We start from the raw sequence: 15,243 nt of genomic DNA, 5'->3' as shown, positions 1-15,243 counted from the left end.
GGCCATTCATCCCAGCGTCTGCGTTGGCCAGATCATTTCGATTTCGATGGCAATCGAGCGGGCGAGGCCGTCGAGATCCGGAAACAGCGATGCGTTCGTGACGTTCATCCGATAAAGCCATTTCATCGCGTCCGCGCGCAGCGCCAACGGCAGCACGATCTTGCGCAGCAGGGGTTCGTCGCTCTCATAGCCGTCGAGGATGCGGTGCATCGGCCGGTCGATCACGCCGGGTACCACGAAGGTGCCGGATTGCGCGATCAGACGACCGTCCATTTCTTCCGGCTCGCCGAACCAGACCACCTCGTTGTCATTGCCGAGGAAGTATTTCTCCATGTTCCCCTTGACGCGGGGATCGATCGTATCGCGGGTGAGCCACGGTGCATGACGCGGACGGGCACGGTCGTCGTACAGCGCGGGGGTGTTGAGCGCGAAAATGGCCGAATCGCTCGTGGCGCGCTCCAGTGCAAAGAACGCGGCGACAAAGGGCGATTTCGTGAAGTCGAGCAAACGGGTTGGGGCACCATGGTGCTGCATCAGCCCAAGGCAGCGCAGATCGTCGTGCAGCAAGTCGGGCCAGGGCACATGGTTGTGCGCCTTGCGCCGAAAGATGCGAATAGCACGTGCCTCACGGCTGCGCCACTGTTCCTTGTCCGCCACATAGGCGTGCAGGTACCGCGAGAGCGAACTTTGCAGATGCCAGCGTGCGTCCTGCTGCCCGCGAAAGGCCCAGCCTTCGAAGCGGGAGGACAGCTCCATGAAATCCTTCCAGCTTTCGACGACGGTGGTGTCCATAGTGAGCGAAATCCTTGAGTTGGCGTGCGGCGCCGACGTGCCGCTGATCGAGCACGCCAAGGCAATGCGAGCGATGCATGGCGTCGGCCACTATAGTACGGTGTTGGTGACAGCTCAAGCGCGTGCGTCGAGCATGCGATAGATGTGAACGAGCGACACGCATTCTCAGGCCGGGCGGCACGTGAGTTGCCCCGCCTCTATCCTTTCGGAGACAAATGTGAAATACGACAACATCGAGCAGGTCGCCGTCATCGGCACGGGCGTCATTGGCGCGAGCTGGGCGGCTTACTTTCTGGCGCGGGGTCTGCGCGTGAGTGCCTGGGATCCGGCACCGGGCGCCCGCGAGCGCTTGCGCGAGGCAGTCGATGCGCATTGGCCGACGCTGATTCGGATCGGCCTGACGGCGGGCGCCTCGCGCGACGCGCTGACGTTTCACGACACGCTCGACGCGGCGCTCGCCGGCGCCGACTTCGTGCAGGAGAGCGGTCCCGAGCGCGAGGACCTCAAGCAAGACCTCTTTCGCACGATGGACGCTGCCTTGCCGCCGTCTGTCGTGATCGCTTCGAGCTCGTCGGGACTGCTGATGAGCCGCGTGCAGTCGGTGTGCATCCATCCGGAGCGCGTGGTGCTTGGACATCCATTCAATCCGCCGCATTTGATTCCGCTGGTCGAGGTCATCGGCGGCGAGCGATCGTCGCAGGCCGCCATCGACACGGCGATGCAGTTCTACCGCGCCATCGGCAAACGGGCGATCCATGTGAAGAAGGAGGTCAAGGGCCACATCGCGAACCGGCTGCAGGCGGCGCTTTGGCGTGAGGCCATTCATTTGGTCGATACCGGGGTGGCCTCGGTGGCTGACATCGACGACGCCATCGCTTATGGTCCGGGCTTGCGCTGGGCGGCGTTCGGGCCGTTCGTGAACCTGCATCTGTCGGGCGGCGCGGGCGGTATCGCCCATTTTCTCGAGCACCTCGGGCCGCCCGTGGAATCGTGGTGGGCCGATCTCGGCGAGCCGGTGCTGACGGACGACCTCAAGGCGCGCATCGCCGCAGGGGTCGACGCCGAACTGGCCGGGTGCGGCAGCGCGCGGCTCGAAGCGCAGCGCGACGCCATCATTCTCGGTATTCTCGCGGGCAAGGCGTAGGCATCGCGGGCGGGCCCGCGCAACCGGGGCGGGACGCCGGCCGTTCGCGGCGGGCCAACCGCGCGGTGATCCTGGCGCCGTTGCCGCTGCTCGAGCCCGACGCGATGACCTGGAGGGGGGGCCGTCAATCGGCGAGCCGTGTTGTCTGAAGGCCTCCGCCTGGCAAGCATCCGAGCCCTTCGAGCGTAGCGCTGAGCGCGACGTCCAGCGGCGTGTGAGGCTCATGCCCGAGCGTCGCCACGAGTCGCGTGTTATCCATGCGCACCGGCTGCTGCCACAGATAGCGCATCTCGCGCAACTCGCGAAGCGTCGTGACGAAGGGCGATGCCGCCCACATGAGCCACCACGGGAATCGACGGAGTTTGACGTCGATGCCGTGTCGCGCCATGACGCGTGTGATCGCGGTCGCCATCTGAGTGCCATCGGCATCCCAATGCCCGGCCATGTGGAATGTGGCGAAGGCGTCAAGCGTACGACGACGTTCGATGAGCATGACCATCGCGCGGCCGACATCGGGCAAATAGGACCATTGATGACCCACGCCGGGTGTGTTGGGCACCTGGACGACGCGCGCAATCCGCCCCGGCTTCACCAGTCCTTGTCCAAACCAGCTATTGCGCGATTGCGCACCAAAAAAATCGCCGGCGCGAACGATGATCGTCTGCACGCCATGGCGGCTCGCGTCGCGCAGACGGGCTTCCATCGTCGCGCGGATGCGCCCCTTGCGCGTGCGCGGCCGCTGCGCGGCGTCATCGCGCAGGACCGGGAATGTCTCGGGGCCGTAGTTGTAGACCGTGCCCGGCAGAACGATGGTGGCGCCATGCATCGTGGCGGCCGCGAGCGTGTTGTCGAGCATCGGCAACACTTGCGTGTCCCAGTGGCGATAGCCGGGCGGGTTGACGGCATGCACGATCACCTCGCAGTCGCGTGCCGCCGCGAGGACGTCGCCGGTCTGCATGGCGTCGCCGTCGAGCCACTCGATGCCGGCGGACGATGCAGCGGCACGCGGCGCACCGCCGCGACGCAACGCGCGCACATGCCAGCCGGCGGCGAGCAACTGACGCGCGACTTCGCCGCCGATACCACCGGTCGCCCCGAGGACCAGCGCGCGAGAGACTTTGTGTTGGGACCCGTAGTGCATGATGCCGCTCCTTGAATGTTGTCGGTGACGCCATTCTCCGCGCGAGGCAATTCAATTAAAATTACCTAAAACCATCTATCGACTATACATTTTTGTATGATGACGCCCCTGAACTGGGATCTCTGCCGGACGTTTCTCGCTGTGCTGACCGAGGGCTCGCTCTCCGGCGCGGCGCGTGCGCTGGGCATTACGCAGCCGACGGTCGGCCGTCATATCGCCTCGCTGGAGGCGGTGCTGGGGCAAACGCTCTTCACGCGTTCGCAGACCGGCTTGCTGCCCACCGATGCCGCGGCATCGCTACGGCCCCATGCGCAGGCGATGCAACACACCGCGCAGGCATTCGAGCGGGCGGCGGCAAGCCAAGGGGAGGGGGCGAACGGCGTCGTGCGCCTCTCGGCGAGCGAGGTCGTTGGCGTGGAGGTGCTGCCACCGATCCTGAGCGCGCTGCGACGCGCCCACCCGCACCTCGTCATCGAACTGGTACCCACGAACCGCATTCAGGATCTGCTGCATCGCGAGGTCGATATTGCCGTGCGAATGGCGCCGCCACAGCAGGACGCGCTGATGGCGCGTCGCGTCGGAAACATCGACGTCGGCCTGCATGCGCGCGACGATTACCTGGCGCACCACGGCGTGCCGACGTCGCTGGCCGATCTCGCGCATCACACAATGATCGGCTTCGATCAGATGACGCCGTTCATCCGTGAGGCCACACGGGGCATGCCCGTCTGGTCACGCGATAGTTTTGCGTTTCGCGCCGACAGCGATCTGGCGCAACTGGCCATGATCCGGGCAGGCTACGGCATCGGTGCGTGTCAGGTGCCGCTGGCGCAACAAGATGCCCGGCTCGTGCGCGTGCTGCCCGATGCCTTTCGCTTCTCACTGCAAACGTGGGTCACGATGCACGAAGACTTGCGTCAAAGTCCGCGCTGCAAAGTCACCTTCGACGCGCTCGTGGCAGGATTGACCGCCTATATGGCCGAATAACGCGGCTGTCCAAAGGCATACCGGATGTCGGCGGAGATCTGTGTTGATATACAATATATCAATAATATCAACGATCACGAGACAATCTCCTCGCTATGTTCGACCCTTCGTTGTTCGGAAGAATGCCACCGGACGTTCTGACGTCCGCCTCTCCCGACGTTGGCGCAGCGGTGCCTGCGCCGGCGTCATCCGGCGCGGCCTTGCCGTCCCACTGGCCGTCCGGCCGTCACGCACTTGGGTTGAGTGAGCAGCGTGACACTGTGCTTTACGTGCCGCCCGATCTCCCCACGGACACCGCCGTTCCTCTGTTTGTCATGTTTCATGGCGCGGGTGGCTTTCCGGAAAAGGTGTTGCCGTTCATCGAGCCGCATGCGCAGCGTCACAAGTTTCTCGTACTCGCACCGCATTCGACCTTTCCGACGTGGGACATCGTGATCGGCGGCAACGGCCCCGATCTGGCGCGACTTCAAGCGGCGCTGCGCGAGGTCGCCAGCCGGTATCGCATCGACACAGGGCGTGTGGCGTTCGCGGGCTTTTCCGACGGGGCGAGTTACGCCCTGTCCATCGGGGTGACGAACGGCGACATCGCCACTCACGTGATCGCGTTCTCGGGGGCTTCATGTCCATCTTCGTTCAGGAAGGGCAGCCCAGCGTCTTCATCGCGCACGGACGCGTCGACGAACAACTGCCCATCGAGACAAGCGGCCGCCAAAACGCCAGCAAGCTCGCGGCGGCGGGCTACGACGTGCAGTTCGTCGAGTTCGACGGACGGCACATCATCGAGCCGGACGTCGTTGCGCGTGCCATCGACTTCTTCCTCGCCTGACACGCGCCTTGCCACGGGGCAACGTACGCACGGGCCATACGCCTTACGGGGAGTGCCGTTCATGGATTTCGAAATTCCCGAGTCACTGATTCATCCGCTGCTGCAACTGATCGGCAGCGATTCAACGCTGGGCAAACAACTGACGGCTTACGGCGTGTGTCGCGGCAACCTGCGGGTGTCGAGCCACTGGTTCGACGCCAAGTCGCTCAATACGCTCTACGTGCTGTGCAAAACGCAGAACGAACGGGCGCTGATGTTCCAGATGCTCGCGCTCGACAACGTCTTCAATGCGCCGCAGGCGCGCGTGATCCCAAGTCTGGACAAGCTGGTGCCGGGCCTCGTCGCCTATCTTGCGCGCGACGTCATCGACGGCTGGGTGTACCAACGTCACCGTGACGGCGCCCTGCTGCCGTGGCTCGTTCGCCGCTTGCGCTACGTGGAGCCGGAGCAGGGATCGCCTTATGTCGTGATGGACATGCTGGCGAACACAATGCAGTCGGCCAATTCCAATCTGACGGAGCATCGCCTGCGCCGCTCGGGCATGACCACGTCGCTCGTGTTCACGCGCGACGACATCGCCAATCGCACCATTCCCGAGCTGCTCGCCGAGTTCGGTTTCTATAAGGAGTGCGCCGAGTTCAAGCGCGAATACGAACAGCATGCGCAGCGGTTTCTGCGCGTGCAGCGTGCCTTCGGCGCGCAGTTCGTACTGCGCCGCGCGGCGTTCTCCGTCGATGCAAAAGGCGCGACCGAGTTGATTCGCGTGGTGGACGGCACGGCCGCGAAGTGCGTGAACGACGAAGAGCGCCTGGAGCGCAATTTCGAGATGGCGTGCGATGCGGACTTCTGGCGCAACGCCGAGGTCGCGCAGGGGTTCGAGACCATTCCACTACATTGCTATGTGCATGTGTTTCACCTGGACTGGCATCGCAACCTCTGGGTGCACGTGCAGAACATGACCGAGTATGCGTATCAGCCGGGGCTGCGCGACAAGCTCGTGCTGCCGGCGCATCATCACGACCTGATCGACATCCTGACATCGAACATGGATGTGATGATGCCGGACTTCGTGCCGGGCAAATCGGGCGGTGCGACCATCCTTTGCCAGGGCGCGCCGGGACTCGGCAAGACGCTCACGGCGGAGATCTATTCCGAAGTCGTCGGCAAGCCGCTCTACCGTGTGCATTCGGGGCAATTGGGGACGACGGCGGCGTCGGTCGGGGCCACGCTCATGAGCATTCTGCGTCGGGCCATGCGCTGGAATGCCATCCTGCTGCTCGATGAGGCGGACGTGTACATCCGCCGGCGCGACAACGATCTGGAGCACAACGCCATCGTCGCGGAATTCCTGCGTTCGCTGGAATACTTCCATGGCCTGTTGTTCATGACGACCAACCGGAGCGGCGACGTCGACGACGCCATTTTGTCGCGCTGTATCGCCACGATCCATTACGAGACGCCATCGCCGTCGCATGCGCGCCGGCTCTGGCGGATGCAGGCCGATCAGGTCGGTGCGCCGCTCGACGACGCCCTGATCGAGTCGCTCGCGAGCCGTTACCCGAACGCGAGCGGACGCGACATCAAGGAACTGATGAAGCTGGCGAGCCGCTATTGCAAGGTCAAGGGCACGCCATTCACGGAAGATGTATTCCGACTGTGCGGGCTGTTCCGGGGGTATGAGCGCTGAGGTGCCGGGCGTGCGTCAGCCCCGCAGCACGGCAATATGCGGGAAAACTAGAGGCGCGCCCAGGCGCCGGTCTGGCTATATTGGGGGCGGACCGGCACCGACGTCACGACGTGCTGTCGACGGGGCGAGCGCCCCGTTCGCGAGCGCGTGAGGGCGTGACGTCGCCGCGCCGCTGCGGCAGTCCGTTGCCAGCCAAGGAGACGAAGTGGAGACGCATGGAGAGCTGCACCGGGCGATTCTGAACAACATTCCTGACCAGGCCTGGCTCAAGGACACCGAGTCGCGCTACATCCTCGTCAACGACGCTTTCCTGGTGGCTTGCGGCCGCACGGAAGCCGAGATCATCGGCAACACGCCCGACAAAGTCTGGTCGTCGGAATGGGGGAAGGTCTACCTTGCCACCGACAAAGCGGTCGTGGCCAGCGGCGAGCGCCGGCGCTACGAAGAGAGCCGGCCGGGGGCCGACGGCGCGCCGCGCTGGTTCGACACCGTCAAGATGCCGGTGCGCGACGCGGCTGGCCGTATCGTGGGCACCGTTGGGATTTCTCGCGACATCACCGACCGCAAGCGCTCCGAAACCGCATTGCTCGACTCGCGCGCGCAACTGCGTCAGCTCTCCGCCTATCTCCAAACGGTGCGAGAAGCGGAACGCACGCGACTCTCGCGCGAACTTCACGACGAACTCGGGCAGTGGCTGGGCGGCCTTCGGCTGGGCCTGAGCTACCTGGACACGCAACCCGTCGCGTCGCCGGCCGATCGGTCCGCCCATATCCAGATGCTCAAGGACCTGGTCGACGAGACCATCGACGCCGTGCATCGCATCGCGGCCGACCTTCGGCCCGCGGTGCTCGACGAGCTGGGCCTGCACGCGGCGCTGGAGTGGCTGACCGAATCGTTCGCGCAGCGGCATGGGTTGCCGTGCGAGCTGGACATGCCGGAAGCGCTGACCACGCGTCTCGACAGCGAATGCAGCACGGCGATCTTCCGTATCGTGCAGGAGTCGCTCACGAATGCCAGCCGACATGGGCAGCCGTCGCAGGTGCGTGTGGCGCTCGAGCTGCGCGACGGCGATTGTTATGTGAGCATCGCGGACGATGGCCGGGGCATGGACACTGCACGGGCCGGAGACGGTCAGCGCCTCGGTCTGATGGGCATGCGCGAACGCGCGCTGATGCTGGGCGGCGCGTTCGAGATCGAAAGCGCCCCGGGACAGGGAACGCGCGTGCGGGTGAGAATTCCTGCGCGCGCACCTGCGGCAGGGGTGAGCGACGATGACGCCGCCAGCGTGATGAACGCAACGACCCCGGCGACCCCATCGAACCTCACGAACCCTACGAACCTGACGAACCTGACGAACGAGAGGGAGTGGTGATGCGTGTCATGATTGCCGACGACCACGCGATCATTCGCGATGGGCTGAAAAAGATCATCTCGATGGCACCCGACATGTGCGTGGTGTCGGAAGCCGTGGACGGCGCGGATGTCCTCAACCGGCTTCGCCTGATCGCCGTGGACGTGCTGCTGCTCGATATGTCGATGCCCGGCAAGAGCGGCATTGCCCTCATCGCGCAGATCAAGGCAACGTATCCGGCGCTCCCCATACTCGTGCTCAGCATGTATCGCGAATCGCAATACGCGGTGCAGGCCATCCGCGCCGGGGCCGCCGGCTACCTCACCAAGAACGCCGAGTCGGAGCAGTTGATGAGCGCCATCCGGCGCGTGGCACGCGGCGGCACGGTCGTCTCGCCCCTGGTCGCGGAAAAGCTCGTGCGTCAGTTGCAGCAACCGGCCGAGGCGTTGCCGCACAGCGGGCTGACGGCCCGCGAATTCCAGATCTTCCAGATGCTCGTCGAGGGCCATGGCATCAACGAGATCGCACGCTGCCTGTCGCTCTCGGCCAAGACCGTGAGTACGCACAAGGCCAATATCCTCACCAAGATGGACATTCCGTCGACGGCGGGCCTCGTGCTCTACGCCATCGAACACGGCTTGATCGTCGCCGGCACCGACGCCTGATCCCACACGCGACCCACGCCCCCAACGCGCCCGACATTCCCGACGCGACCATCGACCACACGCGTTCCCGCTCGGTTTCGCTTGCTGCACTGCGTCTAGGGAAATTCTTAGACGAAAACCAGCAAATCCCGATGCCCCGCCCGCGGGCACTCCCCTAATCTTGCTTCAAGCCCCGAAGGCGGGGCACCGACTCACTGCCACCCGGCCGGCGCTTGCCAGCATTTCCTTCAACCCTGAGACGTAAGGAGACCGCACCATGCATGTGGACCTGCTGATCAAACACGTGTGCGTGCGCGACGATGCGCCGCTCGTGGACATCGCCATCAAAGACGGACGCATCGCTGCGATGGAGCCCGGCATCGACGCCAGCGCGACCGAGGAGATCGACGCGCAAGGCCGCGCGGCGATTCCCGGACTTATCGAGGCGCACCTGCACCTGGACAAGGCACTGCTGCATCGCCGTCTGCCCGCACGCTTCGGCACGCTCGACGAGGCCATCCGCGTGACCGGCATTCTCAAGAGCCGGCAGGAGCGCGAGGACGTGCTCGATCGCTCGCGTCAGGTGCTCGACATGGCGATCAAGAACGGCACCGTCGCCGTTCGCGCCCATCCGGACGTCGATCTGATTCAAGGGCTGATCGGCGTCGAGACGCTGCTCACGCTCAAGGATGAGTACCAGAGCTTGCTCGATCTGCAGATCGTGGCGTTCCCGCAGGAGGGCATTCTCAAGTCGGCGGGCACCTACGAGCTAATGATCGACGCGCTGCGCATGGGGGCGGATGTGGTCGGCGGATGTCCCTACAACGAGCTGAACTGGGAAGACACCAAGCGCCACATCGACATTGTGTTCGAGCTGGCGCAGCGCTTCGACGCGCCCATCGACATGCATGCGGACTTTGCCGACGACACCAGCGATCAGCGTTTCGCGGCCATCTCGTACATTGCGCGGCGCACGATCGATACCGGCTACCAGGGCCGGGTCTCGCTGGGGCACGTCACAAGCCTGGGCGCGCTCGACAACGACGAACTCGCGCCCGTGATCGAGCAGATCCGTCTCGCCGGCATCAGCATCGTCACGCTGCCCGCGACCGATCTCTACCTGGGCGGGCGTAAGGACGTGCAGAACCCTCGGCGCGGTCTCACGCCCGTCAAGGCGTTGCATGCCGCAGGGGTCAACGTGGCGTATTCGTCCAACAACGTGCGCAACGCCTTCACGCCGTTCGGCAAGGCCGACATGTTGCAGATCGGCAATCTGCTCGCGCACGTGGCGCAATTCGGCGTGCCGGAGCACCAGCAGGCGATTCTGGACATGGGCACGCATAACGCCGCGCGCGCCATTGGACTCTCGCACGACTACGGCATCGCGGTGGGCAAACAAGCCGATCTCATCATTCTCGACACGTTCAAGGTGGCCGATGCGCTGCTCGACATCCCGCCACGCCTGTGGGTGATCAAACGTGGCCGGATCACGGTCGTGACGCAGCATCACTGCGAGATTCACCGGCATTCCTGTTGTTGCGCGTAATGCAGTTCTCATCACACTCAAGGAGACACTCATGAAGAAGCTGCCTGCGGAAGTCGTTGCCTCGTTACTGGCCGTCACCACCATCCCGATCGCGATGCTGCCGTTGCATTTGCCGCCCTGGGCGATCTTTATCAGTTGGGCCGCCACCTTTGCCATGGGGGCCCCACGTGGGTGAACCTCAAACGGATCTGGGCGACGCTGCCGGTGGGCGCGTGCTTCGCATGCCTCATCGTGCTGGGGTTCAAGCAAGCGGGCGCCCAGTTCAGCGGCAACACCCTCGTCGCCGCGGAGATGGTGATTCTCTTCGCGGGCAACGGCTCGATGATGGCGCTGGCCCGCGTGTTCCCGGCACTGAATTTCATTCCGGGCATGTTCTTCGGGTTCGCGACGTACTTCGCCACGCTGTTCGGCGGCTTCGGCCCGGTGGCGCAGGACCCGTTGGCGGCACTCGGGCGGCCGTCGCCATGAATGCCCTCGGCCCGGTCTACGCCTGGGTGAAGGAGCGCTTCTCGGCCCCGGAAGTGACGCATCAACGCCACTGGAAGGGCTGGAAGGCGGAAGTCTGACGCAAGCCTGCCGTTTCGCGCATCAAGCCGGGGCGGCGGCACGGTGCGAGCCGGTTCCGGCTCGACGCACGGACGGGATCGAGGCGAAGCGTCTGCCGGTGTCGGGCGCGCTTCGCCTTCCAATGACATTGTTTGGGGAGACGAACGGCATGACGTTCGCACAAGACATGGCCGATGGGCTGACCACGACACCTCCGGTCGCGACGGGCGACGCCGCCGGTAGTACCACGCGGCGAAACTTCCTGCGGGGCACGGCCGCATTGGCCGGTAGCGCGGTGCTGCCCGCGCCGTCGGCCGACGCCGCCCAAGCCGCCCAAGCCGTCCACAGCGACGCGCGAGCCGACGCCGGCCCGCGCCTTGCGCAATCGACGCGGGGCATGGTCACGAGCCCGCACGCGCTGGCCAGCGAGGCGGGACTCGAAGTGCTTCGCGCGGGCGGCAACGCCATTGAAGCCGCGATTGCGATCGGCGCGGTGCTGAGCGTGACGTATCCTCACTTCACCGGTCTGGGCGGCGACGCCTTCATGGTGATCAGCGACCGCGAAGGCAACGTGCGCACGCTCTCGGGCATCGGACAAGCCGCCGCACAGGTGCCGGCCTACCGCGGCGCCATCCCCGTGCGCGGCCCGGGGGCGGCGCTGACGACGGCCGCGACCGTGGCGATCTGGGACAAGGCATTCGACCTCAGTCGCCAGCAATGGGGCGGGCAACAGGCGTGGTCGTCGCTGTTCTCACGCGCCACCGAATACGCGGCAAACGGCTTCCCGGTCACCCCGTCGCAACACTTCTGGCAAACATTGCGCGCGGGCGAATTGTCGGGTTGGGAAGGCTTCGCCTCGGTCTTCATGCCGAACGGCCGCATTCCGCAGGCGGGCGAGCGCTTTCATCAGCCGGCACTGGCGCGCAGCCTCGATCGCATTGCCACCCATGGCGGGCGCGAGTTCTACGAAGGCGATCTGGCCGGCCGCATCGCGGCAGGCCTCAAGCAGGCCGGCTCGCCGCTGCGCGCCGGCGATCTGTCACGGGCGCAGGCGCGCGAGGAAGTGCCGCTGCGCGTGGCCTATCGTGACGGCGAGCTGCTCGGGCTGCGTCCGCCGACGCAGGGCGTGACAACGCTGGAGATCATGGGCATTCTCGATCGCTTCGATCTGAAGTCGATGCCCGAGGGCAGCGCCGACTATTATCACGTGCTGGTCGAAGCGGTGAAGCTCGCGTTCATCGACCGCAATCGCTATGTAGCCGACCCCGATTTCGTCGATGTGCCGGTAGATCGCTTGCTGGCAAGCGCCCACCTTGACGCGCATGCCCGCAGCATTCGCATGGATCGCGCCATGCCGTGGCCGCATGTGTTCAAGACCGGCGACACGGTGTACATCGGTGCCGCGGACAGTCACGGCAACTGCGTGAGCATGCTGCAGACGGTCTACTTCGATTGGGGCAGCGGTGTGGTGCTGGGGGACACGGGCGTGCTGTGGCACAACCGGGGCGCGTCGTTCAGTCTCGACGCCAGGAGTCCGAACGTGCTGCACGGTGGCAAGCGCCCGTTCCATACGCTCAATCCAGGCATGTATCTGAAGCAGGGACGCCCGCAACTGCTGTACGGTACGCAGGGCGCCGACGGGCAACCGCAGACGCTGGCCGCGGTGCTCACCCGCCTGATCGATTACGAGATGGATCCGCTCACCGCGCTGGGACGGCCGCGCTTCCTGCTCGGCAAGACCTTCTCCGACAGCCGCGATGCCCTCAAGCTCGAACAGGATGCCGGTGCCGATGTGTTCGCGGCGCTGGCGGCGCGAGGGCACGAGATGAGCGAGCTGCCGCCGCAGAGTCAGTTGGCGGGCCATCCCGGTGCGATTCGCATCGGTGCGCAAGGGCAGATGAGCGGTGCCCACGATCCTCGCAGCGATGGTCGGGCACTGGGGCTTTGACGCCCGGTTGTTGCGCGTGATACAAGTGCTGCCATCCATTGGCAACGTAAATACTTCACATGGCTGGCAGTGCAAAATCGAATCGCCCGCTCTTCGATCTGGATCTGCTGCGCTCGATCATCACGGTGGCGGATTGCGGCAGCTTCACGGCGGCGGCCGCGCGTCTGCATTCGACGCAATCCACCGTGAGCCAGAAGGTGCGGCGACTCGAAGACCTGGTCGGGCACAAGTTGCTCGAACGCGGCAATCGCGACGTCCATGCCACCGATGCGGGCGAGCGATTGCTCGGCCATGCGCGACAGATGCTCGCGCTCAACGACCAGATGTTCGAGGCACTCTCCGGGGCCGTGATAGTGACGGTGCGGCTGGGCGTGCCGGAGGATTTCGCGACCGGTGCCACGACGCAGGTGCTCGCGCGTTTCAATCGGCAGTATCCGCAGGTCAAGCTCGAAGTCACGAGTGGCCTGAGCCGCGATTTGTTCGCGAGCTACGATCGCGGCGAACTCGATCTCGTGCTGGTCAAGCAGCGTCGCGGCAGTCGCGAATCGGTGGCGAGCCGCCCCGAGAAGCTGGCGTGGATCGACAGCGCGGCACATCCGTCGTTCGGATGCGATCCGGTGCCGCTTGTGACGTTTCCTGCGCGCGGGTTGTATCGCGACGACATGATTCAGGCGCTTGAGACGATGGGACGCGACTGGCGCATCAGCTTCACCAGTTCCAGCCTGAGCGGCATTCAGGGGGCGGTGGCCGACGGAATGGGAATCAGTCTGGTGCCGCCGCGCGCTGTGCTGCCGCGGCATGCGGTGCTTGGCCGTGCGCAGGGGCTACCGGTCATCGACGCCTTCGAGCTGGCGATCTTTCACCGACCGACGGCGCACGCCATGGTGATGGCGCTCGCCAAAGTGCTCGTCGCGATGCTCGCGACGAAACCGCGCGCGCCGAAGTGAGCGACGCGCGCGGCGGGGTGCGTGCGGGGATGGGCGCCAAGGGGCACGCAGCGCAGACGCTGACTTCGGCGCCTGCTCCGGCACCTGTTTCAGCGCGTGTTTCGGCCCTTACTTCGGCTGGGCGCCCAGCGTCAGGTTCATGTGACGGTTGACGTCCTTGTACAGCAAGTAGCGGAACGGGCCAGGGCCCCCGGCGTAGCACGCCTGCGGGCAGAAGGCGCGCAGCCACATGAAGTCACCGGCTTCGACTTCCACCCAATCCTGATTCAGGCGATAGACGGCCTTGCCTTCGAGCACATACAAGCCGTGCTCCATGACGTGGGTTTCCGCGAACGGGATCACGCCGCCGGGCTGGAACGTCACGATGTTCACATGCATGTCGTGGCGCATGTCCTGGATGTCGACGAAGCGCGTCGTCACCCAGCGGCCGTCGGTGCCTGGCATCGGAATCGGCTCGACGTCCTGCTCGTGCTTCACGAACGGCTCGGGGGCCGGCAAACCTGGCACGGCTTGATAGTGCTTGCGAATCCAATGGAAGCGGGCGGTGCCCTGGCTGTGGTTGCGCACTTGCCAGTCGGTCGCGGGCGGCAGGAACGCATAGCCGCCCGGGGTGAGGCGGTTCGCCTTGCCCTGGATCGTCACCGTGATCTCCCCTTCGACGACGAACAGCACGCCCTCGGCGTTTTCATCCTGCTCGGGTTGGTCGCTGCCGCCCCCCGCACCGACTTCCATGATGTATTGCGCGAACGTCTCGGCGAAGCCCGAGAGCGGACGGGCCAGCACCCACAGGCGCGTGTTGTCCCAGAACGGCAGATGGCTCGTGACGATGTCGCGCATCACGCCCTTGGGAATGACGGCGTACGCTTCGGTGAACATGGCGCGGTCGGTGAGCAATTCCGATTGGCTCGGATGCCCACCCTGCGGCGCGTAATACGTGGTCTTCGACATGATTGATGGCTCCTGTGTCGTTCTGATCGCGGAGTTTCGTGGGGGCGAAACCATCGGGAAAGATGCACAAGATAGCGAACCCGCCATCCATCGACAAATTAAATATCAAAATGTATGGCATTCGATTTTTGAATGAATGACCGACGCTCAGGGCACAACCACGCGCACTGGCCAGCGAAATCGGCCGAGCACATTGGCATCGCGGTCCGTGACAATGGCCTCGATCGTCAGCGCCGCGGTGCCGCTGCCCGCGACATCGGCTTGCCAAAAGGCATCCGGGGCGTCGCGCGCGACGGCGACCTGCGGCGAACCCGACTGCGGCGCGTAGCGCGTGGCGTGCGCCAGGCAATGCAACTGCAGGCCGCTCAGCGTTGTCTCGTCATCGAGGCAAAGATGGAGCATCACGGCATGTTCGCCACGCATGGCGAGCGGCGTCCAGCGCAGCCGCAAGCGGTCGCCGGGGCGAACGGCGACACGCCATTGCGCCGCATTGACACCGGTGAGCGCCGCGCTATCCGCGGCCAGCCCATAGCAGCAATCGGCGTCTACGCCCACGGGCGCGTCGGTCGCTTCGGGGTGTTGGTCAAGCAGCGTCACGGTATCGATGACAAGCAGAACGTCGGCAATCGCACGGCATGCGCCATCGCCGTCGGAGGGGGTTGCGTCGGACATTGGGATTCCTTGCCGTGAGCCGAGGTGACCGCGATCGGGCGCCCGGATTGGCGCGTCGTGGATC

General features: G+C 65.0%; 15 protein-coding genes and 1 pseudogene. 12 read left to right on the top strand and 4 right to left on the bottom strand.

Annotation, left to right across the window (positions count from 1 at the left end; genetic code table 11):
• Positions 1-6 precede the first annotated feature (6 nt).
• Positions 7-756: an FRG domain-containing protein gene (locus DRB87_RS12060; protein WP_232424515.1), complete on the bottom strand. Its 750-nt coding sequence runs from the start codon at positions 754-756 to the stop codon at positions 7-9.
• Here DRB87_RS12060 and DRB87_RS23050 point away from each other — a divergent pair.
• Together DRB87_RS23050 and DRB87_RS12055 are read left to right on the top strand one after the other, a co-directional pair.
• Complete coding sequence (locus tag DRB87_RS23050; protein ID WP_165385208.1) at positions 755-934, top strand: hypothetical protein; 180 nt, start codon at positions 755-757, stop codon at positions 932-934. The genes DRB87_RS12060 and DRB87_RS23050 overlap by 2 nt on opposite strands.
• A gap of 75 nt (positions 935-1,009) precedes the next feature.
• Positions 1,010-1,936 (top strand): 3-hydroxyacyl-CoA dehydrogenase NAD-binding domain-containing protein, encoded by a 927-nt coding sequence (locus tag DRB87_RS12055; protein WP_130026064.1) that lies wholly within the window; start codon positions 1,010-1,012, stop codon positions 1,934-1,936.
• 124 nt (positions 1,937-2,060) lie between these two features.
• On the opposite strand, the gene DRB87_RS12050 is transcribed toward DRB87_RS12055, so the two are convergent.
• Positions 2,061-3,077, bottom strand: coding sequence for an NAD(P)H-binding protein (locus DRB87_RS12050; RefSeq protein WP_130026063.1), 1,017 nt, complete (start codon positions 3,075-3,077; stop codon positions 2,061-2,063).
• Positions 3,078-3,173: 96 nt separating this feature from the next.
• Here DRB87_RS12050 and DRB87_RS12045 point away from each other — a divergent pair, with 96 nt between their 5' ends.
• From DRB87_RS12045 to DRB87_RS12005, 10 genes and pseudogenes are all read left to right on the top strand, one after another.
• Entirely contained in the window at positions 3,174-4,064 is an 891-nt protein-coding gene (locus DRB87_RS12045) for a LysR family transcriptional regulator (RefSeq protein ID WP_130026062.1), read from the top strand.
• Between the two features lie 95 nt (positions 4,065-4,159).
• Positions 4,160-4,890, top strand: a pseudogene (locus tag DRB87_RS12040) (alpha/beta hydrolase).
• Between the two features lie 61 nt (positions 4,891-4,951).
• Positions 4,952-6,577 carry an ATP-binding protein gene (locus DRB87_RS12035; RefSeq protein WP_130026061.1) on the top strand — a complete coding sequence of 542 codons (1,626 nt, stop codon included), beginning with the start codon at positions 4,952-4,954 and terminating at the stop codon, positions 6,575-6,577.
• Positions 6,578-6,782: 205 nt separating this feature from the next.
• Entirely contained in the window at positions 6,783-7,949 is a 1,167-nt protein-coding gene (locus DRB87_RS12030) for a PAS domain-containing protein (protein WP_130026060.1), read from the top strand.
• Entirely contained in the window at positions 7,946-8,593 is a 648-nt protein-coding gene (locus DRB87_RS12025; protein ID WP_130027844.1) for a response regulator transcription factor, read from the top strand. Before DRB87_RS12030 ends, DRB87_RS12025 begins: the two co-directional genes overlap by 4 nt.
• Before the next feature lie 256 nt (positions 8,594-8,849).
• Positions 8,850-10,118, top strand: a complete 1,269-nt coding sequence (locus DRB87_RS12020) for an amidohydrolase family protein (protein ID WP_130026059.1) — start codon at positions 8,850-8,852, stop codon at positions 10,116-10,118.
• Positions 10,119-10,149: 31 nt separating this feature from the next.
• The gene (locus DRB87_RS23590; protein WP_240755963.1) at positions 10,150-10,293 is read left to right on the top strand and encodes a DUF1097 family protein; all 144 of its coding nucleotides are present in this window, start codon (positions 10,150-10,152) and stop codon (positions 10,291-10,293) included.
• Positions 10,290-10,586, top strand: coding sequence for a DUF1097 domain-containing protein (locus tag DRB87_RS23585; protein WP_240755962.1), 297 nt, complete (start codon positions 10,290-10,292; stop codon positions 10,584-10,586). The genes DRB87_RS23590 and DRB87_RS23585 overlap by 4 nt, the downstream gene beginning before the upstream one ends.
• A 475-nt stretch (positions 10,587-11,061) precedes the next feature.
• Positions 11,062-12,612, top strand: a complete 1,551-nt coding sequence (locus tag DRB87_RS12010) for a gamma-glutamyltransferase family protein (protein ID WP_370363972.1) — start codon at positions 11,062-11,064, stop codon at positions 12,610-12,612.
• A 59-nt stretch (positions 12,613-12,671) separates the two neighbouring features.
• Entirely contained in the window at positions 12,672-13,559 is an 888-nt protein-coding gene (locus tag DRB87_RS12005; protein WP_130026058.1) for a LysR substrate-binding domain-containing protein, read from the top strand.
• 108 nt (positions 13,560-13,667) lie between these two features.
• On the opposite strand, the gene DRB87_RS12000 is transcribed toward DRB87_RS12005, so the two are convergent.
• Positions 13,668-14,507 (bottom strand): bifunctional allantoicase/(S)-ureidoglycine aminohydrolase, encoded by an 840-nt coding sequence (locus DRB87_RS12000; RefSeq protein ID WP_017232174.1) that lies wholly within the window; start codon positions 14,505-14,507, stop codon positions 13,668-13,670.
• A gap of 147 nt (positions 14,508-14,654) precedes the next feature.
• Entirely contained in the window at positions 14,655-15,179 is a 525-nt protein-coding gene (locus tag DRB87_RS11995) for an AidA/PixA family protein (RefSeq protein WP_130026057.1), read from the bottom strand.
• Positions 15,180-15,243: the final 64 nt, after the last annotated feature.

The organism is Pandoraea sp. XY-2, assembly GCF_004193915.1.
GTDB lineage: Bacteria > Pseudomonadota > Gammaproteobacteria > Burkholderiales > Burkholderiaceae > Pandoraea > Pandoraea cepalis.
Note: the sequence above shows the minus strand (reverse complement) of the source record. Positions and strands in the feature narration are given on the sequence as shown.